At 71.7% G+C, this 19,905-nt stretch carries 19 protein-coding genes; 8 read left to right on the forward strand and 11 right to left on the reverse strand.

Annotation, left to right across the window (positions count from 1 at the left end; genetic code table 11):
- Positions 1 to 48: 48 nt before the first annotated feature.
- Positions 49 to 1,230, reverse strand: a complete 1,182-nt coding sequence (locus tag OG406_RS36590; protein WP_329190014.1) for a PP2C family protein-serine/threonine phosphatase — start codon at positions 1,228 to 1,230, stop codon at positions 49 to 51.
- Between the two features lie 168 nt (positions 1,231 to 1,398).
- Positions 1,399 to 1,863 carry a hypothetical protein gene (locus OG406_RS36595; protein ID WP_329190017.1) on the reverse strand — a complete coding sequence of 155 codons (465 nt, stop codon included), beginning with the start codon at positions 1,861 to 1,863 and terminating at the stop codon, positions 1,399 to 1,401.
- A gap of 215 nt (positions 1,864 to 2,078) precedes the next feature.
- Between OG406_RS36595 and OG406_RS36600 the strand changes: the two genes are divergently transcribed.
- The gene (locus tag OG406_RS36600; RefSeq protein ID WP_329190019.1) at positions 2,079 to 2,729 is read left to right on the forward strand and encodes a TetR/AcrR family transcriptional regulator; all 651 of its coding nucleotides are present in this window, start codon (positions 2,079 to 2,081) and stop codon (positions 2,727 to 2,729) included.
- A gap of 181 nt (positions 2,730 to 2,910) precedes the next feature.
- On the opposite strand, the gene OG406_RS36605 is transcribed toward OG406_RS36600, so the two are convergent.
- Entirely contained in the window at positions 2,911 to 4,485 is a 1,575-nt protein-coding gene (locus OG406_RS36605; protein ID WP_266610466.1) for an MFS transporter, read from the reverse strand.
- 341 nt (positions 4,486 to 4,826) lie between these two features.
- Positions 4,827 to 5,444: a GNAT family N-acetyltransferase gene (locus OG406_RS36610; RefSeq protein ID WP_329190022.1), complete on the reverse strand. Its 618-nt coding sequence runs from the start codon at positions 5,442 to 5,444 to the stop codon at positions 4,827 to 4,829.
- A 103-nt stretch (positions 5,445 to 5,547) separates the two neighbouring features.
- Between OG406_RS36610 and OG406_RS36615 the strand changes: the two genes are divergently transcribed.
- On the forward strand, positions 5,548 to 6,306 hold the full coding sequence (locus tag OG406_RS36615; RefSeq protein ID WP_329190023.1) for a siderophore-interacting protein: 759 nt from the start codon (positions 5,548 to 5,550) through the stop codon (positions 6,304 to 6,306).
- A 73-nt stretch (positions 6,307 to 6,379) separates the two neighbouring features.
- Here OG406_RS36615 and OG406_RS36620 read toward each other — a convergent pair whose 3' ends face one another.
- From OG406_RS36620 to katG, 4 genes are all read right to left on the reverse strand, one after another.
- Positions 6,380 to 7,099 (reverse strand): FAD binding domain-containing protein, encoded by a 720-nt coding sequence (locus OG406_RS36620; RefSeq protein WP_329190024.1) that lies wholly within the window; start codon positions 7,097 to 7,099, stop codon positions 6,380 to 6,382.
- 254 nt (positions 7,100 to 7,353) lie between these two features.
- The gene (locus OG406_RS36625; RefSeq protein WP_329190025.1) at positions 7,354 to 8,187 is read right to left on the reverse strand and encodes an ABC transporter ATP-binding protein; all 834 of its coding nucleotides are present in this window, start codon (positions 8,185 to 8,187) and stop codon (positions 7,354 to 7,356) included.
- 130 nt (positions 8,188 to 8,317) lie between these two features.
- The gene (gene lpdA / locus OG406_RS36630) at positions 8,318 to 9,718 is read right to left on the reverse strand and encodes a dihydrolipoyl dehydrogenase (protein WP_267051794.1); all 1,401 of its coding nucleotides are present in this window, start codon (positions 9,716 to 9,718) and stop codon (positions 8,318 to 8,320) included.
- A 212-nt stretch (positions 9,719 to 9,930) separates the two neighbouring features.
- A complete protein-coding gene (gene katG, locus OG406_RS36635) occupies positions 9,931 to 12,153 on the reverse strand; it encodes a catalase/peroxidase HPI (protein WP_266853087.1) in 2,223 nt (740 codons plus the stop codon).
- A gap of 523 nt (positions 12,154 to 12,676) precedes the next feature.
- Here katG and OG406_RS36640 point away from each other — a divergent pair.
- Together OG406_RS36640 and OG406_RS36645 are read left to right on the forward strand one after the other, a co-directional pair.
- Positions 12,677 to 13,087, forward strand: coding sequence for a Fur family transcriptional regulator (locus OG406_RS36640; RefSeq protein WP_164370113.1), 411 nt, complete (start codon positions 12,677 to 12,679; stop codon positions 13,085 to 13,087).
- 46 nt (positions 13,088 to 13,133) lie between these two features.
- Complete coding sequence (locus OG406_RS36645; protein WP_267051796.1) at positions 13,134 to 13,667, forward strand: GNAT family N-acetyltransferase; 534 nt, start codon at positions 13,134 to 13,136, stop codon at positions 13,665 to 13,667.
- Positions 13,668 to 13,673: 6 nt separating this feature from the next.
- Here the strand turns inward: OG406_RS36645 and ligA are convergent, their stop codons facing one another.
- Entirely contained in the window at positions 13,674 to 15,770 is a 2,097-nt protein-coding gene (gene ligA / locus OG406_RS36650) for an NAD-dependent DNA ligase LigA (RefSeq protein ID WP_267051797.1), read from the reverse strand.
- 189 nt (positions 15,771 to 15,959) lie between these two features.
- Here ligA and OG406_RS36655 point away from each other — a divergent pair, with 189 nt between their 5' ends.
- Both OG406_RS36655 and OG406_RS36660 read left to right on the forward strand, forming a co-directional pair.
- A complete protein-coding gene (locus tag OG406_RS36655) occupies positions 15,960 to 16,196 on the forward strand; it encodes a hypothetical protein (protein ID WP_164370110.1) in 237 nt (78 codons plus the stop codon).
- Positions 16,196 to 16,573 (forward strand): toxin Doc, encoded by a 378-nt coding sequence (locus OG406_RS36660; protein WP_164370109.1) that lies wholly within the window; start codon positions 16,196 to 16,198, stop codon positions 16,571 to 16,573. Before OG406_RS36655 ends, OG406_RS36660 begins: the two co-directional genes overlap by 1 nt.
- Before the next feature lie 44 nt (positions 16,574 to 16,617).
- Here the strand turns inward: OG406_RS36660 and OG406_RS36665 are convergent, their stop codons facing one another.
- Positions 16,618 to 17,040, reverse strand: a complete 423-nt coding sequence (locus OG406_RS36665; RefSeq protein WP_266853079.1) for an ArsR/SmtB family transcription factor — start codon at positions 17,038 to 17,040, stop codon at positions 16,618 to 16,620.
- Positions 17,041 to 17,240: 200 nt separating this feature from the next.
- Entirely contained in the window at positions 17,241 to 17,615 is a 375-nt protein-coding gene (locus tag OG406_RS36670) for a hypothetical protein (RefSeq protein WP_266610444.1), read from the reverse strand.
- A 308-nt stretch (positions 17,616 to 17,923) separates the two neighbouring features.
- Here OG406_RS36670 and OG406_RS36675 point away from each other — a divergent pair, with 308 nt between their 5' ends.
- Both OG406_RS36675 and OG406_RS36680 read left to right on the forward strand, forming a co-directional pair.
- Complete coding sequence (locus OG406_RS36675) at positions 17,924 to 18,235, forward strand: helix-turn-helix transcriptional regulator (RefSeq protein ID WP_164370107.1); 312 nt, start codon at positions 17,924 to 17,926, stop codon at positions 18,233 to 18,235.
- Positions 18,232 to 19,881: a helix-turn-helix domain-containing protein gene (locus tag OG406_RS36680; RefSeq protein WP_329190034.1), complete on the forward strand. Its 1,650-nt coding sequence runs from the start codon at positions 18,232 to 18,234 to the stop codon at positions 19,879 to 19,881. Before OG406_RS36675 ends, OG406_RS36680 begins: the two co-directional genes overlap by 4 nt.
- Positions 19,882 to 19,905: the final 24 nt, after the last annotated feature.

Here is a 19,905-nt window from a genome sequence, read left to right on the forward strand (position 1 = left end):
CGCGGCGTCCGGCCCCGCCACTCGACCCGAGTCGCCCGGTCTGCTCGGTCAGGACGTGTCGTCGGACCGCGGCGGCGATCCTTCCGCGTGCTGCCCGCGATGGGGGAGCCGCAGGTGGTGGGCGGTGGTGCGTTCGATGACGAGGAGGGCGGCGTCGTCGGCCGGCTCGTCGCCGATGTGGCGGACCAGGTCGTCGTGGATGCGCCGCAGCAGGGTGTCGGGACCGGAGGCGGGGAACGACGCGAGCCGCTCGGCCAGGGGGTAGAAGGCGCCGCTCGGTGACCGGGCCTCGATCACGCCGTCGGTGTAGAGCAGCAGCAGGTCACCGGCTTCGAAGGTGAACGGATCGGTGTGATGGCTCGCGGCGGGCAGCTCGCACATGCCCAGCGGCGGGACCGGGTGCTGGGCGTTCAGGACCGTGACCTCGCGGTCGCGCAGGAGCAGCGGCGGGGGATGGCCGCAGTTGATCATCCCGACCTCGGCGTCGGTGTCGGGGATGTCGAGGACGAGGGCGGTGGTGAAGTGCTCGCCGGGATCGTGCTCGGTGTCGGCCACCTCGTCCAGGTCACGGCACACGCTCACCTCCAGGGCCGCCGTCAGTTCCGGCAGGGTCGCGTACCGGTGGGCCCCCTCGCGGAAAGCGCCCAGCACCACCGAGGCCTCGCCGATGGCGGCCAGCCCTTTGCCCCGCACGTCACCGATGATCACGCGGGTGGACGCGCCGGCGGCCCGGGTGACGGCGAACAGGTCGCCGCCGATCTGTGTGTCGTCCTCGGCCGCCAGATACAGCCAGGTCGTGCGCAGCGGGCCGATCCGGCGTGGGGGCGGCCGCAGCAGGACGCGCTGGGCCGTCTCGGCCACCGACCGGGCCCGCACCAGCTCACGCGCCCGCCGCTCCCGTACGTGGCACACGAACACCACCAGCGCGGAGAGCACGATCAGCGCGATGATCTGCGCCATGTGGTTGGTGGTGGTCAGGCCGCCGTGGAACACGGCGATGACGACCTGGGCGACCACGGCCAGGAGCCCGACCAGCGCCGTCAGGAGAGGGCCGGCGAACGACGCCGTGAGCGTGGGCGCGATGACCAGCAACGGGCCGAGATGCACGTCGGCGGGCGAGCGGATGTCCACGACCGCGATCACGACGATCAACGCCAGCGGGATCGCCACCAGGCCGCGGCCCGTCGGTTGCTCCACGAGGCTGCCCACTGACATGCGCCGGTTGCCCACGCGTCCAGTTTGCCCTGATTTTCGGGTCACGGGCTTCGGGTGGGGCCGGGACCGCCGCTGTGTCCGGCCCGTCGGCCGTCCTCGGAGGCGATCCCGGCGGGTCCACGAGCCCGCGGTCGGAGCGTCGCGCGGGTGGCCGGGCGGCGGGCCGACGTCAGTTCCGCGACGTCAGTTCCAGAGCGGATAACTGACCGTGCGGTCGAATCCCGCGGGGCGGTCGTGGGTGTACACCAGCGTCATCTGCGTGTAGTGCCGCTGGTGCGGGTTCTTCTTCCACGACTGCGGATGATCCAGCTTCACGACGACGGGGTACGAGTGGAACCTGCCCGCCGCGCAGTACGGCTTGCAGTCGTTCACCACATTGACGCCCCGGGCCTCCGCCGAACTCTGGTTCCAGTGCGACCAGTGCAGCGAGACGAGCCGGCTGTTCCCGTCGCCGCAGGCCAGGATGAAGTTCGTCGGGCGGACGTCCGGCTTCCAGAGGCAGTCGACGAGGACGGGCGCCGACCGCTTCGGCTGCGGAGCCCGTACGGCCCCGGGGGCCTGCGGAGCTGCCGAGGCGGTACCCATGACCGCGGCGAGCGAGGCGGCCGCGCAGAGGGTGATTGCTGTTCTCGCTGTGCTGCTGCGCATATGTGTGCTCCGTGCGGGACGACTGTCGTTCGGTCGCCGGCAGGTGATCACCGGCTTCCGTCTCTGCCCCGACGCTACGGCCCCGATGTGTGATGCACCACTCATATGGATGAACGACATCATTTCGTGAGAATCGTTCCGGAGAGCTTCACACCGGTCGAATCCGCTGCTTGACCGGCGTATCGGGGCAGCGGCACGGACCCTAGAATTCATCCGTGACGAATGGATCCGGGCCGCAGCGTGGACGCAGGCCGGGCAGCCCGGACACCCGGGCGGTGATCCTCGACGTCGCACGGCGACGCTTCCTGGAGGACGGCTATCACGCGGTCACGCTGCGCTCCGTCGCCGGTGAGGCCGGGGTCGATCTCGCCCTGATCAGCTACTACTTCGGCTCCAAGAAGGGCCTGTTCGGAGCCGCCTTGGCCCTCGGCGCGAACCCGGCCGAGATCCTCGCGCAGGTCGCCGAGGACGGGGACCTGAGCACGTTTCCCGAACGGGTCCTGCACCAGGTCCTCGCCGTCTGGGACGACCCGGTGTCGGGGCCGCCGCTGCTCGCGATGCTGAAGAGCGCGATCGACGACGACGGCTTCGGTGAGCTGGTCAAGGAAGCCGTCGAGCGGGAGATCGTGGAACGCATCGCGGGTCTCGTGCCCGGCCGGGACGCCCGGCAGCGCGCCGCCTCGTTCACCGCGGTGATCGGCGGGCTCATCGCCACGCGCTATCTGCTGCGCCTGGAGCCGATCGTGTCCATGAGCGTCGAAGAGGTCGTCCGATTCGTGAGCCCGCAGCTGCGCCAGGCGCTGCGCGGCCCCGGTCGCCAGGCGCCCCGCAGCCGTCCGGCCCGGCCACCGGCGGCCCGCCCCTGACCCGCCTGGTCGCGCGCCCGTCGTACGCGCCGCTCCGACGCGCACGCGACCGGTCGAGGCTCTCGAAGGACGGGTGAGCGTGGGCGCGTACACGACGGAACCGGCGCCCCGCTCGATGCGGGGCGCCGGTCCGGGCGTCTGTCCCGGGGTGCGGAGACCTCCCGGCCCCGACCCGTGGGATTCACCGGTACGCGGGCTGCTCCTGCTCCTCGGTGTCGGCCGGACCCGTCACGTCGGTCACCTCGTCGTCGTCGAACGGCTTCTGGAGCGGGGCGGAACGGAGCAGCAGTGCGACGGTGACCGCGGCCAGCACCGCCGCGGCGGCGGCGCCCAGGAGCGCGACGTGCATGCCGTCGACGAAGGCGGTCGTCGCGTGGTCGGAGACCGGGCCGCCGATGGCGTGGGCGGCCGCGAGGGAGGAGCGGGCCGCGTCCGCCACGTGGTCCGGCAGGCCCGGCAGGCTCAGGTGGTCACGGTAGGCGGCGCTCAGCAGGCTGCCGAGGACGGCGATCCCGAGGGCCCCGCCCAGCTCACGCGCCAGGTCGTTCATCGCGGACCCGACGTTCTGCAGGGAGCGCGGCAGGGCGTCCGTGATGGACGTCGTGGCCGGGGTCATGGCCAGCCCCATTCCGGCGCCCAGCGGCACGAGACCGGTCGCGATGAGCCAGTACGGGCTGGACGCGTCGAGCAGGGAGAGCACGCCCATCCCGCCGGCGACGCCCACCAGGCCTGCCACCCACGGCCTGCGGAAACCGAACCGGGCCACCAGCCGCGGCGTCGCACGCGAGACCGGCACCATCGTCAGGGCCATCGGCAGCATCGAGGTCGCGGCCATCAACGCGCTGTCCCCGCGGACCAGTTGGAGGTACTGCATCATCACGAAGATGAAGCCGAAGAAGACGAAGAACTGAAGCATGATCGACAGCGAACCGGCGGCGAAGTGGTGGTTGCGGAACAGCCGGGGGTCCAGCAGCGGGTTGGCGCGGCGCAGCTCGAAGAGCACGAAGCCGGCCAGTACCACCAGACCGAGGCCGATGCCGCCGAGCGTGACCGGGTCGGCCCATCCGCGGGTCGGCGCCTCGATCACCGAGTAGACGAGCGCGACCAGACCGGCGACGGCGAGGAGGGCACCCCCGATGTCGAGGCGGGGCTGCTGCGGCTCCGCGGACTCGGGTACGAAGAGCAGGGTCCCGATCAGCGCGACCAGGGCCAGGGCCACGTTCAGCAGGAACACCGAGCGCCACGACCAGCCCTCCAGCAGGGCGCCGGTGGCGAACAGTCCGACCAGCGCGCTGGCGCCGGCGACCGCCGCCCAGACGCTGACCGCCTGTGCCCGCTGGGCGCGGGGGAACGTGCTGGTGATGGTGGAGAGCGTGGCCGGCATGACCAGGGCCGCACCCACGCCCAGCACCCCGCGCAGGGCGATCAGCGTCGAGGGGTCGGTGGTGAGGGACGCCGCTGCCGATCCCGCTCCGAAGAGGGTGAGCCCCGCGAGGAGGGCCCGCCTGCGGCCGAAACGGTCTCCGAGCGCGCCGGCCGGAAGCAGCAGCGAGGCGAAGACGAGGCTGTAGGAGTCGATGATCCAGGACAACTGCGTCTGCGTGGCGTGGGTCTCGCGGGCGAGGTCGGGCAGGGCCACGTTCAGCGAGGCCATGGCGGCGACCACCGTGCCGAGGGCCAGGCAGGTGACCACCAGGACCAGATGGTGGCGTGCGGCCGGCGCCGGGCCGGCGGTTTGGGCGCGCGTGGAGGGCATGGCCTCTGTCCTTCGTCCGAGCGGTCCGGGCGGATCCCGGTGCCTGGAACCAGACTCGGCAGCCGGCGCGCAGATTTCCACGCCGATGAATTCCGCCGGGCCACGGCGGTCGATGTGAAGACGGTGTCGCCCGGCGGCGCACCCGTGAGTGATACGCCGCGAATACACAGGTCAGCACCTCGGTGAGGATGCGGCGCGGATCCTTCCCCGACGGGCCCGCCGGTACCCGCGCCCGCCGATCCGTGCGAGACGGTGAGCCCTGTTGAATTCCCTGCGCGGGCGCTGCGGCGCCACGGGTGGCGGGCCGGTGCGACTCCCGAGCCGACGGGTCGGCCCGTGCCTCAGGAACCGTCGGGGAAGACGAACTCGCGCGGCAGGAAGGCCAACTGGGCGTGCTTCTCGGGGAGATGAACCTCCGGCAGGTCGACCTCGGGCAGGACGACCACGGGCCCGATCGCGAACCCCTGTCTGAGCAGTCTGCTGATGGCCTTCTGGTTGCGGACGTCGGGATCGGTGACGACGCGCCGCCGGTCGAGCCCGCGCAGCACGAACGCGGCGATCACGGCGGACAGCGATGCCGTCCAGCCCGCGTGACTTCCCTCCGGGCCCGCGGGCGCCAGCAGCAGGTGGATGCCGATGTCCCCGGGGCGGGCCTCGTAGCACTCGCCGACGCGGTCCGCCTCCGGGTCGTAGGTCTGCAGCAGGGCGACCGGCTCACCGTCTTTCTCCACCATGAAGGCGTGGTGGGTCGTCAGCTCTTCCAACTCGCCGTAGATCGCGGTGATCTGGTCCACCGTCAACTCGTTCATGCCCCAGAACGCGGCACGCTCCTGGCTCGCCCACGCGTGGATCGTCGCGCAGTCGGCGGTGGGGTCGAGGGGCAGGACGCGGAAGACGCCGGCGCCGGGGACGTGCTCCTCGTGCACGAACGGCCGGATGGGGGCGCATATGTCAGACATGGATCTCCTTGTGCGGGCCGGTCCGTCGTGACCGGGGGCAGCTCATATTAGGTTAGGCTTGCCTAATATCGCCAAGAGATCGTTTTCGGAGGGGAGAGGGTGGATGGGACAGCGACGTGGTTGGGAGGGTGCGGTCCTCAAACTGCTGAGGGCCAGGGACTTCGTCCTCACAGTGACGGACGTGGAGGAGGTGGCACCGCTCTACCGGCGCCTGCGGGTCGCCGACGGGGGGCTGCTCGCCGCGACCGGCGTCCACCCGACCATGTGGGTCCGCCTGTGGTTCGCCGATGCGGGCCGGCCTCATCAGCGGGCGTACACGCTGGTCTCCCCGGACCCGGTGACGGGCACCTTCGCTCTCGAGTTCGCGCTGCACGAAGGGCGCGCCAGCGACTGGGCGCGCGGCGCGCGCCCCGGGGACACGATCGAGGCCACGGTCCAGGGAACGGACTTCGAGGAACCCGCGCCCGCGCCGTCCCACCTCTTCGCCGTCGTCGACCCGGCCGCGCTGCCCGCCCTCAACTCCCTGCTCGGTGCGCTGGGTTCGGCGCCCGCCACGATCTGGTTCGAGGGGGACCCCGGCGGTCTCCCGTGTGCAGTGGACCCGGTCCGGCACGAGCTGCGTCCGGTGCCCCGCCTCGACGACGGCGCACACCTCGTCGAGCGGGTGAAGGCCGAGCTTCCCGACCTCCTCCGCGACGAACCCGACCCGTATGTCTGGATCACCTGCGACACCACGACCACGCGCAACCTCGCCGCCCACGTCCGCAAGGAGCTGAACGTGCCCCGCCGCCGGGTGCACGCTCTCGGCTACTGGCGCGCGGCCCCGGTTCCCGCCACGGTCGGCGGCCCGGCAGGGGAGTAGCCCACGATCGTGACGGCCCGGCCGGAACGCCGTCCCCGGACGCGACGCCCGCCGGGCCTTCCTCGTCGACCCGTCACTCCGCGCCGCGGGCCAGCAGGTCGGTGGTCTGCCGCCTCATGATGTCCCAGGCGTCGGACGGCAGTTGGCCCAGATCGCCGTTGCGCAGTGTGCCGAGGACGGAGTCCGCGTCCGTGTCGCACAGGATGCTGTCGCCGAGCACCTCGTACCCGTCGCGCACGGCGACGCGCAGGAGGCGCCGTCCGTCGGCTGCGGGGTGCAGGGCGGCGGCCACGACGAGGGGCGGTGCCCCGCCCGCCGCGCCCTCCGACTTGTGGTAGCTGCTGGCCGTCGAAGCGCTCCAGCGCAGGCCGAGCAGGAGGTGGCGCTTGGCGATGACCTCCGCCAGATCGGTCTCGCGGACCCCGTCCTGCTCCAGAATGACCGCGCGCGCGTCCAGGACGAGCGCCCCGGGCAGCAGGCAGCGCAACGAGCTGCCGACGAGATTGCCGCCGACGGTGGCCGTCCTGCGTACCGCCCCGGTGCCGACGGTGGCCGCGGCCCGGCGCAGCACCTCCGGCAGGCGGTCGTCGATCCGGTGCAGCACCACGGCCGCACCCAGCGTCCCGTCCCCGATCGTGTTGGCCTCCGGGAGATCGCGCAGCGACATCGCCAGCTCGGGGAAACCGTCCCGTTGCCAGCCGGCCCACACCAGCGTCGCGCCGCCTATCGGCACCGCCCCCTCGGCCATGCACTCCTGTGCTTCGGACACGGACGTGGGCAGTCGCAACAGCACGGCAGCCGACCTGCTTTCCTGGTGACTTGGCGGCGGGGTGGGCGATGTCTCGGCCACATGACCCTCGACAGGCGCATTTTCGCCGCACGGCAGGGGGCGCGTACAGGGCTCACCCCGGTTCTTGATGCGCCCCCATTCGCACACACGCGCACGCGGGAGCCCTCGTCCGATCATGCCCATGAGCGCCGTCGCCACACACCGGCGGGACGATCCGCCGCGGCGACCGTCCCCGGCCGCGCGATCCCGACGGTCCGTCAGCGGCCGCCGGGGCGACCGGAGTAGGCCGCCCACCGACCGTCGTGCCGGGCCACCGTGATGGGGCGGCCGAAGCAGCTGGTCAGCCAGCTGTCGGTCAGGGTCTCGTCCACGGAACCGCGGGCGAGGACGCGCCCCTCCCGCAGCAGCAGGGTGTGACTGACGGCCGGGGAGAGCTCCTCGAGATGGTGGGTCACCGTCACCGTCGCGAGGCCCGGACGGCTCTCGGCCAGCCGCTGCATCGCGTCCACGAGATCCTCGCGGGACGGCAGGTCCAGTGCGTTGAACGGCTCGTCGAGAAGCAGCAGGGACGGGTCGGCCATCAGTGCCCTGGCGATCAGGACACGGGCCCGCTGCCCACCCGAGCAGACACCGTACGGCCGGTCGGCCAGCTCCTTGATGTCCAGCTCGGCCAGCAGCTCGTCGGCACGCCGGCGCACCGTGTCGTCGTACTTCCGCCACAGCGGCTGCACCGTGCCGGTGTGACCCGTCAGCACGACCGTGTGGGCGGTGACGTCCTGCGGCACCCGCGGCGCCGTGCTCACATGGCCGATGCGGGCGCGCAGCTCCCGCACATCGACACGGCCCAGCCGGAACCCGAGCACCTCGACGGTCCCGGTCGTCGGGTGCATCAGGGCGCCGAGGAGCCGCAGCAGCGTCGTCTTGCCCGCGCCGTTGGCCCCGAGCAGCGCCCAGTGCTCACCGGACCGCACCGTCCAGTCGATCTCCGAAAGGATCACCTGGCCCGTCGTGTGACGGTGCACGCTCACCTCGCGGAGCGCGACGACCGCCTCTCGGAGACCGGCTGGTTCCTCGGTCGGCACCTCACCCATCACCGGGCTCTCCTCTGCGGTCGGCGTACCCCGCACACTAGATGCACCCGACACCTTGTTGTTCGCGCCATCCGCCTCGTGGACAGGCGGCACGCGCCGGGGAGAGCGCCCGGGGAACGGGCGGCAGTCCTCACATGTTGATCATGTGCCCGGCGAGTCCGTGCACGGCCTCCTTGACCGCCTCGCCGAGCGTCGGGTGCCCGTGCACATTGCGGGCGACCTCGTGAACGGTGAGGTCCCACTGCTGGGCCAGCGTCAACTCCGGCAGCAGCTCGGTGACTTCGGGGCCGATCAGGTGGGCGCCGAGGAGCTCCCCGTACCGTGCGTCGGAGAGGATCTTGACGAAGCCCGCGGTCTCGCCGAGGCCGTGCGCCTTGCCGTTCGCCGTGAACGGGAACTTCGCCACCTGGACGTCGAAGCCCCGCTCGCGGGCCTGCGCCTCGGTCCAGCCGAAGCTGGCGATCTGCGGCTGGCAGTAGGTGGCCCGCGGGATCATCACGTAGTCGAGTTCCATCGTCTCCGCGTCGGCGATCGTCTCGGCCGCCACGATGCCCATCGACTCGGCCGCGTGCGCGAGCATCAGCTTCGCCGTCACGTCCCCGATCGCGAAGATGTGCGGCACGTTCGTGCGGCCCCTGCCGTCGATGTCGATCGCGCCGCGCTCGGTCAGCTCGACCCCGGTGTTCTCCAGGCCGTAGCCCTCCACCCGGGGCTGGAACCCGATCGCCTGGAGCACCTTGCCGGCCTCCAGCGTCTGCCGCTGGCCGCCGGTGGTCACCATGACCTTGACCGCGTCACCGGAGTCGTCGATGGCCTCCACCCGGGTGGACGTCAGCACGTTGATGCCGAGCCGCTTGTAGCGCCGGGCCAGTTCGGCGGAGACCTCCTCGTCCTCCAGCGGAACGATCCGGTCGAGGAACTCGACGAGGGTGACCTCGACGCCGTAGTTGTGCAGCACGTACGCGAACTCGACGCCGATGGCGCCCGCCCCGGCGATGATGATGCTCTCCGGGAGGGTCTCCGACAGGATCTGCTCCTCGTACGTCACCACGCGCTCGCTCAGTGACGTTCCCGGGAGCAGCCGGGTGGTGGCGCCCGCGGCGATGACGCAGTGGTCGAACGTGACCGTCTCCGTGCCGCCGTCGGTGAGGGCGACCTGGAGGGTGCGGTCGTCCGAGAAGGTGCCGCGCCCGTCGAACTGGGTGATCTTGTTCTTCTTCATCAGGTAGTGGACGCCCTTGACGCGGCCGTCCGCCACCTTGCGGCTACGGGTGAAGGCGGGGCCGTAGTCGAAGGTCACCTCGCCGTCCACACGGATGCCGAACGTCTTGGCCTCCTGGGTGAAGATGTGGGCCAGTTCCGCGTTGCGCAGCAGCGCCTTCGACGGGATGCACCCCACGTTCAGGCACACACCGCCCCAGTACTTCTCCTCGACGACCGCCGTACTGAGTCCGAGCTGGGCCGCCCGGATCGCCGCGACATATCCACCCGGGCCGGCGCCCAGGACCACCACGTCAAAGTGTGCGCTCATGACGGCCAGCCTAGGGGGTGCCCCGCGACCGGCGCCTGAGCGGCGGCTCCGCGACCCCGCAGCCGCCGGCCTCCTTCGGGGGCCGGGCACACGTCAGGGCCGGCCCCCGAAGGAGGCCGGCCCTGACGGCGGTCGTCGGACGGCGGTCATCGGTGCTCAGACCGCGGACCCCGGACGTTCAGCCGCGGACGGCAGACGTTCTACCGCGGTCGTCAGACCAGGTCGAACCGGTCGAGGTTCATGACCTTGTCCCACGCGGAGACGAAGTCCTTCACGAACTTCTCCTTCGCGTCGTCGCTCGCGTAGACCTCGGCGAGCGCGCGCAGCTCGGAGTTCGAGCCGAAGACCAGGTCGGCGCGCGTACCGGTCCACTTGACCTGGCCCGAGGCGTCGCGGGCCTCGAAGGTGGTCGCGTCCTCGGACGTCGCCGTCCAGGTCGTGCCCAGGTCGAGCAGGTTGACGAAGAAGTCGTTCGTCAGCCTGCCCGGGGTCTCGGTGAGGACACCGTGCGCCGACTGTCCCTGCGTGGCACCGAGGGCGCGCAGGCCACCGACGAGGACCGTCAGCTCCGGGGCGCTCAGGGTCAGCAGGTTCGCGCGGTCGAGCAGCAGGTACTCGGCCGGCAGGCGGTTGCCCTTGCCGAGGTAGTTGCGGAAACCGTCGGCGGCCGGCTCCAGCGCGGCGAACGACTCCGCGTCGGTGTGCTCGTCCGTCGCGTCGACCCGGCCCGGCGTGAAGGGCACCTGGACGTCGTGACCGGCGTCCTTGGCGGCCTTCTCGACGGCCGCGACGCCGCCGAGGACGATCAGGTCGGCCAGCGAGACGTGCTTGCCGCCGGCGTTGAACTCACGCTGGACGCCCTCCAGGGTGCGCAGCACCGAGGCCAGCTGGTCGGGGTCGTTGGCCGCCCAGCCGCGCTGCGGCTCCAGACGGATGCGCGCGCCGTTGGCGCCGCCGCGCTTGTCGCTGCCGCGGTACGTCGAGGCCGACGCCCACGCGGTGGAGACCAGCTCCGCCACGGTCAGGCCGGAGTCGAGGAGCTTCGCCTTGAGAGCGGTGACGTCCTCGGCGCCGATGGCCGCACCCTCCGCCGCGGGCAGCGGGTCCTGCCACAGCAGCGTCTCCTGCGGCACCTCGGCGCCGAGGTAGAGGGACTTCGGGCCCATGTCGCGGTGGGTCAGCTTGTACCAGGCGCGGGCGAAGGCGTCCGCGAACTCCGCGGGGTTCTCGTGGAAGCGCCGCGAGATGGGCTCGTAGATCGGGTCGAAGCGCAGCGACAGGTCCGTCGTGAGCATCGACGGGGCGATCTTCTTCGACGCGTCATGGGCGTCCGGGACGGTGCCCTCGCCCGCGCCGTCCTTCGGCTTCCACTGGTTGGCGCCGGCGGGGCTCTGGGTCAGCTCCCACTCGTAGCCGAAGAGGTTGTCGAAGAAGCCGTTGCTCCACTGCGTGGGCGTGGTGGTCCAGGTGACCTCCAGGCCGGAGGTGATCGCGTCCGCGCCCTTGCCGGTGCGGTAGCTGCTCTTCCAGCCGAGGCCCTGCGCCTCGATGGGGGCGGCCTCGGGGTCGTCGCCGACGTTGTCCGCCGGGCCGGCGCCGTGGGTCTTGCCGAAGGTGTGACCGCCCGCGATCAGGGCGACCGTCTCCTCGTCGTTCATCGCCATGCGGCGGAACGTCTCACGGATGTCGCGGGCCGCGGCGAGCGGGTCCGGGTTGCCGTTGGGGCCCTCGGGGTTGACGTAGATGAGGCCCATCTGGACGGCGCCGAGCGGGTTCTCCAGCTCGCGGTCGCCCGTGTAGCGCTCGTCGCCGAGCCAGGTGGTCTCCGGGCCCCAGTACACGTCCTCCTCGGACTCCCAGACGTCCTCGCGGCCGCCGGCGAAGCCGAAGGTGTCGAAGCCCATCTGCTCCAGGGCGACGTTGCCGGTGAGGATCATGAGGTCGGCCCAGGAGAGGCTCTGGCCGTACTTCTTCTTCACGGGCCACAGCAGACGGCGGGCCTTGTCGAGGTTGCCGTTGTCCGGCCAGCTGTTGAGCGGGGCGAAGCGCTGCTGGCCGGCACCGGCACCGCCGCGGCCGTCGCTGATGCGGTAGGTGCCCGCGCTGTGCCACGCCATACGGATCATGAAGGGGCCGTAGTGGCCGAAGTCGGCGGGCCACCAGTCCTGCGAGGTGGTGAGCACCTCGGCGATGTCCTGCTTCACGGCCGCCAGGTCGAGGCCCTGGAACGCGGCGGCGTAGTCGAACCGCTCACCCAGCGGGTTCGCCACGGCGGGGTTCTTCGCAAGGATCTTCAGGTTGAGGCGCTCCGGCCACCACTGACGGTTGCCGCCGCCCTGGGTCGGGTGCGCGGCGCGGCCGTGCGCGACGGGGCAGCCACCTCCGGCCTCTTCCGATTTCGGGTCTGTGACGATCGCATCGTGGTTCTCAGACATGGGAATCCTTCCGGACGGGGCGGATCTCGGTGCTCAGGAACTGAGGGGGGTGAAGCGTTGAGGGCGGCGGCCAGGGGAGGCGCGCCCGGAACCGTCGATGGGGCCGACGGGCAGGGCGTGCGGGTGGGACGGAGACGGACAGGGGGCCTCGCCGACCGCACGGCCGACGGGCGGGACGCGGCACACCCCGGGCGGCGGGCCGGCGGAACCGGTCCGGTGCGGGGCACGCGTCCTGCCGCGGTGAGCGGACGGAGGGCCGTGTGCGACGTGGGGCGGAGTGCGGCTTCGCGCCCTGGGCGGTCGTCACGTGCAGACCCGCGCCGCGCAGTCCCGCGACGGTGGTCCCGGCATGTCTGTCTCTCCTGCCCGTACTGGAGTCGTCCTGTCCCTTGGCTGGCGCCGAAACCGATCCTACGATGGACAGAGTCCAAGTCAAGAAGGACGCCAATCCCATATTCGATCGGATCCCGGATCCGCACCGATAAACTGCGGCATCCCACCGAACCCGAAAAGGTGAACCGACATGAGTGACCTGCTGGAGCGACTGCGCGGGCGTGGCTGGCGGATGACCTCGCAGCGGCGCGTCGTCGCCGAGGTCCTCGACGGCGATCATGTGCATCTCACGGCCGACGAGGTGCACGCGCGTGCGGCGGAGCGGCTGCCCGAGATCTCCCGCGCGACCGTCTACAACGCGCTGGGGGAGCTGGTCTCCCTGGGAGAGGTCATCGAGGTCTCCACCGACGGCCGGGCCAAGCGCTACGACCCGAACGCGCACCACCCGCACCAGCACCTCGTGTGCTCCGGCTGCGGCACCGTCCGCGACGTCCACCCGACCGGGAACCCGCTGTCCGACCTTCCGGCGACGGAGCGCTTCGGCTTCGCGGTGGCCGCCGTCGAGGTCACCTACCGGGGGTTGTGCCCTTCGTGCGCCTGAGGGCCGCCTCTCGTGCCCGAGGCGACGGTTGCCTAGGCTTTCGCCCGTGAACGACAGCACGCACGACCTACGGATCCGGCCGGGCGGCCCGGACGACGCGCCGGTCATCCTGGACATGCTCGACGCCGCGGTGGCCTGGATGAACAGCCGCGGGAACACCGAGCAGTGGGGCACCGTCCCGTACTCGCGCACGTCGGGCGGTGTGGAGCGGGTACGGCGGTACACCACCGAGTACGCCCCCTACATCGCGGAGCTGGACGGCACCCCGGTCGGAACCCTGGTGCTGGACTCCGGGCCCAGTCCGCAGATGCCGATGATCAAGCCCGCGGACGAGCCCGAGCGGTATGTGCGCCTGCTCGTCTCCGACCGCCGGAACGCCGGCCGGGGCATCGGGGCGGCGCTCCTGTCCCATGCCGTCGAGGAGACCCGGCGGGCGGGCGTCTCCCTGCTCCGGGTCGACTGCTGGGCGGGCGGCGGAGGTGACCTGGTCGCCTACTACGAGCGCAACGGGTTCACCCCCACCGACAGCTTCCTCTCCGGGACCTGGCCGGGACAGGTGCTGGAACGACGGATCGGCTGACGGCCGCTACGCGTCGTCCCGGCTCAGGTAGTCGGCGACCAGCGTCGCGAACTCCTCCGGGCCGGCGAGTCTGATCCCGAGGGTCTCGGCCTTGGCGCGCTTGGAACCCGCGCCCTCCCCGGCGACGACCAGGCTGGTCTTCTTCGAGACGCTGGAGGAGGAACGGCCGCCCGCGCGCTCGACGAGTTCGTTCATCTGGTTGCGGCTGAGCTTTTCCAGCGCGCCGGTCATCGCCCCCGTGACCACCACGGTCATCCCCGCCAGTGGTCCTCCGGCCTGCTCGGCGCCCTCCGCGCCCGGTTCCGTCTCGTCCGCCGCGACGGGCGGGGTGGCGCCGGGTTCGGTCATGTTGACCCCGGCGGCGGCGAGCTTGTCGATGAGCCGCGCCAGCTCGGCGAGTTCGGCGACGATGGACGGCGCCTTCTCCGTGCCGATGCCGTCCACCCGCTGCATCGCCTCCGCGTCGGCGGCACGGACGTGATCCATGGTGGCGAAGTACCGGGCGATCCGACGGGACATGGAGCGGCCCGTGCCCCGGACGCCGAGCGCGCACAGCACCCGCGACAACGGCCGGCCCTTGGCCGTCCCGATCGCCGCGAGGAGGTTGTCCGTGCTGGTCTCGCCCATGCGCTCCAGACCGAGGAGCTGCTCACGGGTCAGGGTGAACAGGTCCGCCAGATCGCCGACCAGACCCGCGTCGACGAGCTGGACGACCCGGGTGTGGCCGAGCCCTTCGATGTCGAGCTGGTCGCGTCCCGCGGCGTACGAGAGGGCGGCGACCAGATGGCACATGCGGCCCTGCTCGCAACGCCAGCGCTGCTCGCTGGTGTCGATGGCGGAGCCGCAGCGCGGGCACACCTCGGGGAAGACGATCGGCTGTTCCTCGCCCGTGCGCAGGTGGGCGACGGGCGCCTCGATGCGCGGGATGACGTCGCCCGCGCGGTGCACCATGACGTGGTCGCCCAGCCGCAGGTCGCGGCGGGTGATGTCCGCCGGGTTGTGCAGCGTGGCGTAGGTGATGGTCGAGCCGTCGATCTCGACCGGCTCCAGGACGGCGCGCGGGGCGATGATGCCGGTGCGGCCCACGTTCCACTCCACCTCCAGCAGGCGGGTGATCTTCTCGACGGCCGGCAGTTTGTAGGCGATCGCCCAGCGCGGTGCGCGGGTGCCCGATCCGGCGGCCCGCTGGTCCGCGGCCAGGTCCGCCTTGATGACGATCCCGTCGATTCCGAACGGCAGTTCAGCGCGCAGCGCCGCGATCTCCTGGACGCGGGCCAGGACCTCATCGGCCGTCGCGGCGGTGATCCCCGGGACGGCCGTGCCCGCCGTGGTGTTCACGCCGAGCTCGGCGGCCCGCCGCATCAGGTCGCTGTGCCTGAGGTCCTCCAGCTCCCCGGCCGTCGGGGCCTGCGTCGCGGCCGTCGGCAGCAGGCCGTACCCGAAGAACGTCATCGGGACGGTGTAGGCGCGGTCCTTGGCACGCAGGGTGCCCGCCGCGGCGTTGCGCGGGTTCGCGAACGGCTGCCCGCCGTGGGCGGTGCGCACCTCGTTGGCGTGCTCGAACTGGGCAGTGGTCATGAGGACTTCGCCCCGCACCTCCACCGTGACCGGTTCGGTGAGCGCGTCCGGCAGGCCTTCGACGGTGCCGATCGCGTGCGAGACGTCCTCCCCGGCCGTCCCGTCCCCGCGGGTGATCAGCCGGGTGAGCCGGCCCTGCTCGTAGCGCGCCGCGATCGCGAGACCGTCCAGCTTGGGTTCGACGCTGAACGCCTCCGCCTCGTGACCGATCCGACGGGTCAACGACGCGGTCCAGGCGGTGAACTCCTCCGGCGAGAACACGTTGTCCAGGCTCAGCATCGCGACCGTGTGCGGGACGTCCCCCTCGACGGCCCCGCCGGCCACCTTTCCGGTCGGCGAGTCCGGGAGAACCGCCTCCGGATGCTCCGCCTCCCAGGCGGCGATCCCCCGCACCAGCCGGTCGTAGGCGTCGTCGTCCAGCACGGACGTGCCCCCCTCGTAGTAGGCGGCCGAGGCCTTGGTGGCGTCCTCGACGGCCTGCGCGTAGGCGACGGCGTCCACGATCACTGCAACAGGAGTTGTCATGCAGGTCATCCTGCCTGCCGCCACTGACAACGCCCCCTCGCGGAGCCCCCGTCCCGACTCCCGAACCGACTCCCGTCCCGGCGTCCGCAACCCGCCCGGCGGTCGCCCGGCGGCCCTCGCGCGTGCCGCTCCGGCCTCCCCGGGACACCGGCTCTCGCCCTCCAGGCACCTACTAGGTACCATCGGGTCATGCCGTCACTGAATGTGTCCTTCACCGAGGCCGAGCTCGAAGGCGTGCGGGCGGCCGCAGCGGCCGAGGGCAAGAGCCTGAAGCAGTACCTGCACGACCTCGGGGTGCGTGAGATGCAGCGCCGTCAGTTCGTCTCCGGTGCCGCCGCGTGGGCCGACCGGCTGCGCGAGGAGTTCGACGAGGCGTTCCCCGACGAGGTGCCACCGGCCGAGCGCGACGGGGCCGCGGCCGCCTGATGCATCTCTACGTCGACGTCGCGTGGCTGCTCGACGTCCAGGAAGCCGCCCTCGACGACGAGGACATGTCCGTCTCGGACTATTCGGCGCTCGTCGCGGCCGTGGCCCGTCACCGGACCAAGCTGCCGACCCTCGCCTCGGCCGACCCGGACGCCGCCTGGCGCGCGGCCGCGCTGATGCACACCGTCGTCCGGCTGGAGCCGCTCCCGCACCGCAACAGCCTGTTCGCGGCGTTCGTCGCCGCCCAGTACATGGACCAGTCGGGCGAGGGCATCGACCCGCCGTACGGCGCGCTGTCCGACCTCGTGCGCAAGATCCGCGACACGCGCCTGTCCATCGGCACGGTCGCCGATCAGCTGCGGTCCTGGAAGGTTTGATGCCCGCACCGGGCGCCGTCACCGGCGCGTCCGGTGGATACCCGTCAGTGTCCGCGCACCGCGGGGGCGGGGCGGGGTGACGGACTGGGCACCAGCGCCGTCGGGAGCGGCCCGGCCGGCAGTCCGGGGTCGCGGTCGGCCTGACGCAACTCGGCCAGCAACTCGGTCTGCCCTGACAGCAGTTCGGTGAGGATGCGACGGGCGGCGCGCAGCAGCTCGGCGACGTCTCCGCCGGCCAGCGCGTAACTCACGGTCGAGCCCTCACGGATGGAGACCACGATCCCCGAGCGGCGCAGTACGGCCAACTGCTGGGACAGGTTGGACGGTTCGATCTCTATCTCGCTCAGCAGGTCGCGCACCGAGACGGGACCACTCTGCAGCAGCTCCAGCACCCGGATGCGCACGGGGTGCCCGAGCATGCGGAAGAACTCGGCCTTGGCCTGGTAGAGGGGAACCTGCCTGGTCAATCGTTCGCTCCCTGCCGCCTCGGACGGGTTGCTTCTCCCGTTGGCGCGGCGGCTGTTCACGCGCCGCCACGCGCGGTGACGTACGGACCGATCCTCGCGGCTCCGCCTCCGCACACCCAGGGGATTGACCTGATCTGGATGTACCCAATTGAAGAAGTCTTCAAGTCGTGGGCGTGCGGAGGTGCGGAGAGGTCCGCCGGCTAGACCTCCAGCTCCGCCTCGATGCGTGCGAGCTTGTGGCGGGCCATGGCGAGGTTGGAGGTCGCCTTGTTGAGCACCAGGTACAGGAACAGGCCATTGCCCTCACGGCCCTTGACCGGCCGGATCACGTGGTACTGGTTCTCCAGCGTGATCAGTACGTCCTCGATCTCGCTCTTGAGGCCGAGGTGCTCCATCGTCCGCATCTTCGCCCGGATCACGTCGGTGTTGCCCGCCGCCGCGATGTTCAGGTCGAGGTCGTTGCCGCCCCCCAGCGTGCCCAGCGCCATACCGCTCGTGTAGTCGACGAGAGCGGCGCCCAGCGCGCCTTCGATCGACGTCATCGTCTCCTTGAGGGAGACCTCCACATTCGCCATCCCGATGTCCCCTCCTGGTCACCGCGCGGCCGGGGGATTTCCGGCCCGTCGGTGCTCCGGACCCTACGGACCGTCTCCGGTGGCCAGCCGAGTTCTTTCGGGACTGGCGGAAGGAGCACCGAAACGACTTTCCCCGCACCCTCTGTTGATCGAATGTGACCGACGAGTGAGCGCTGATGGTCGAGTGCGGGGAGGGAGTCGGACGCGAGCGGGCTGCGCGCGGATGGGTGCCGGGTTCCTCTCGGTCTCTTGATCCAGACATGCTCATTACGTATAGAGCATGGGATCCGAGTGTTAGATTCCACGGTATGCGGATGACCTTGGCGGAGCGGGTCCGGTCGGCGGTGGCCACGCTCCTGCACGCGACCGGTGAGTCGCAGACCGACCTCGCCACGGCGCTGGGCGTGAGCCAGGCCCAGGTGAGCCGCCGTCAGTCCGGCGCGGCCGCGTGGAGCCTGGACGACTGCGACGCCGTGGCCGCCCACTTCGGCATCGACGTGCTGGACCTGCTGTCCGGACCGACGCGGGCCTCCGAGGCGCTGCCCGAGGGCCGACGCCGGTCCCCGGGCCGGCGTCCCGCCGTGGTCCGCCCCCTGGCGCGGGAGGAATCGACGCGATGACGGATTTCGAGACGATCGACGCCCTGCTCGCCGCCGCCCGGCAGGAGGTACCGCTGCCCGGCACCGAGGAGCGCAGGGCCCTGCGGGAGGGCGTGAACCTCTCCCGTGCCCAGGTGGCCAGGGCGCTCGGGGTCGGCCCGTCCACGGTCGGCGGCTGGGAGGCCGGACGGGACCCGAGCGGCGAGGTCCGCGAGAAGTACGCGTACTTCCTCGAGGGAGCGCGCGCCAAACTCCTGGACCGGGCCGCGCAGGACGAGGAAGCCGACGACGTGGCGGGCCGGGGCACGGAGACCGGCCCCGGCGACTCGCGGGACGACCACGACGGCGGCGGCACCGGAGACGACGGAGGCGTGGAGCAAGGGGCGGCCGACGATCCCGCCGACGATGTCGAGGCACTCCCGCAGCCGCGTCCCTGCGTGCTCTGCGGGCAGCCGGCCGGACACCAGGTCGCCGGATTCCCCCAGCACCTCGACCCCGCCCAGTGCGGGGCGCCCGCACCGTCACCGCAGCCGCAGCCGCAGCCGCAGCCGCAGCCGCAGCCGCAGCCGCAGTCCCGTCCCGTCACGGCGGAACGGACGGCCGCGCGGACGCCGCGCGAACAGCCGGCCGGCCGGAGCGTCCCCGGGCGTCCGGTGAGGCCGACCAGGGTGGTGCCGGTCGGCCGACGCGCGCAGGCCGCCGACGCACCCGACGTGATCGGCAGGACCGTGGCGGCCGAACTCGCCGCCGCGACCGGCGATGTGGAGGCGGCCACCGCCGCGCTGGTGAAGCGGGCCATCCCGGACGCGATGGCGCTGCTCGACGAGACGCGCAAGGGCGGCCGCTACGACGTGGTGGCCCACCCCTGGATCCCCGACGTCCTGCGCAAGCAGAGCGCTCGGGGCGCCGACCACATCTGGGAGGCCCGGCCCAAGTGGACCCGGGGTGAACTCCCGGCCGGGGCGCACGAGGTCACCGCGCTCGACGTCAACGGCGCCTATCTGTCGGCGCTCAAGACCCATCTCCCGATCGGACAGTTGGAGCACTCGACGTCACCGGAGCACGACCGTCGGCGCGCCGGCGTGCATCTGATCACACCTCCCGCCTGGGCCCACGACGCGGTCCTGCCGAACCCGCTCGGCAACCGCGACGAACCGGGCCCGCTGTGGGTCACCGAACCCACGCTGCGCCTGCTGCTGCGTCTCTCGGGACCGGCGTACGGCCTGTGCGATCCCCCCGAGATCCACGAGTCGTTCACCTCGGGCGCGACCGAGGGCCTGCTGGAGAAGTTCCGCGTCGCGCTCAAGGACGCCCGGGACCGGGCGATCGCCGACGACGACGGGGTGACGCTGGAGTACGTGAAGGCGATGTACTCCAAGTTCGTCTCCACGATGGGGGAGTCGAACTACAACCGGGAGCTCTACCGGCCCGACTGGATGCACCTCATCCGCTCGCAGGCCTTCGCGAACCTCTGGATGAAGGCGTACCGGGCCTACGACGAGGGCCTCATGGTGGTCCGCGCGATGGGCACCGACGAACTGCACGTGATCGGCGACTGGCGTGCGGTGTTCCCCGAGGGCCGCGGCGTCGCGGAGGTGAAGGTCAAGGACACCTACGCGATCGGCGGGGACGGGGACCCGGACGGGCTGCCGGACCGGGACGTCTGAGGTTCCCGGTCCCCGTCGGCCGTC

Origin of the sequence: Streptomyces sp. NBC_01428 (assembly GCF_036231965.1) — a bacterium.
Taxonomy (GTDB): Bacteria; Actinomycetota; Actinomycetes; order Streptomycetales; family Streptomycetaceae; genus Streptomyces.

What these genes read in the sequence shown, in the direction of transcription:
- OG406_RS36595 (WP_329190017.1), bottom strand. Translation starts at nt 1,863, where the DNA reads ATGCGCAGCAGCACAGCGAGAACAGCAATCACCCTCTGCGCGGCCGCC.
- OG406_RS36605 (WP_266610466.1), bottom strand. Translation starts at nt 4,485, where the DNA reads ATGCCCTCCACGCGCGCCCAAACCGCCGGCCCGGCGCCGGCCGCACGC.
- OG406_RS36610 (WP_329190022.1), bottom strand. Translation starts at nt 5,444, where the DNA reads ATGTCTGACATATGCGCCCCCATCCGGCCGTTCGTGCACGAGGAGCAC.
- OG406_RS36615 (WP_329190023.1), top strand. Translation starts at nt 5,548, where the DNA reads ATGGGACAGCGACGTGGTTGGGAGGGTGCGGTCCTCAAACTGCTGAGG.
- OG406_RS36625 (WP_329190025.1), bottom strand. Translation starts at nt 8,187, where the DNA reads ATGGGTGAGGTGCCGACCGAGGAACCAGCCGGTCTCCGAGAGGCGGTC.
- lpdA (WP_267051794.1), bottom strand. Translation starts at nt 9,718, where the DNA reads ATGAGCGCACACTTTGACGTGGTGGTCCTGGGCGCCGGCCCGGGTGGA.
- katG (WP_266853087.1), bottom strand. Translation starts at nt 12,153, where the DNA reads ATGTCTGAGAACCACGATGCGATCGTCACAGACCCGAAATCGGAAGAG.
- OG406_RS36640 (WP_164370113.1), top strand. Translation starts at nt 12,677, where the DNA reads ATGAGTGACCTGCTGGAGCGACTGCGCGGGCGTGGCTGGCGGATGACC.
- ligA (WP_267051797.1), bottom strand. Translation starts at nt 15,770, where the DNA reads ATGACAACTCCTGTTGCAGTGATCGTGGACGCCGTCGCCTACGCGCAG.
- OG406_RS36655 (WP_164370110.1), top strand. Translation starts at nt 15,960, where the DNA reads ATGCCGTCACTGAATGTGTCCTTCACCGAGGCCGAGCTCGAAGGCGTG.
- OG406_RS36660 (WP_164370109.1), top strand. Translation starts at nt 16,196, where the DNA reads ATGCATCTCTACGTCGACGTCGCGTGGCTGCTCGACGTCCAGGAAGCC.
- OG406_RS36670 (WP_266610444.1), bottom strand. Translation starts at nt 17,615, where the DNA reads ATGGCGAATGTGGAGGTCTCCCTCAAGGAGACGATGACGTCGATCGAA.
- OG406_RS36675 (WP_164370107.1), top strand. Translation starts at nt 17,924, where the DNA reads ATGCGGATGACCTTGGCGGAGCGGGTCCGGTCGGCGGTGGCCACGCTC.
- OG406_RS36680 (WP_329190034.1), top strand. Translation starts at nt 18,232, where the DNA reads ATGACGGATTTCGAGACGATCGACGCCCTGCTCGCCGCCGCCCGGCAG.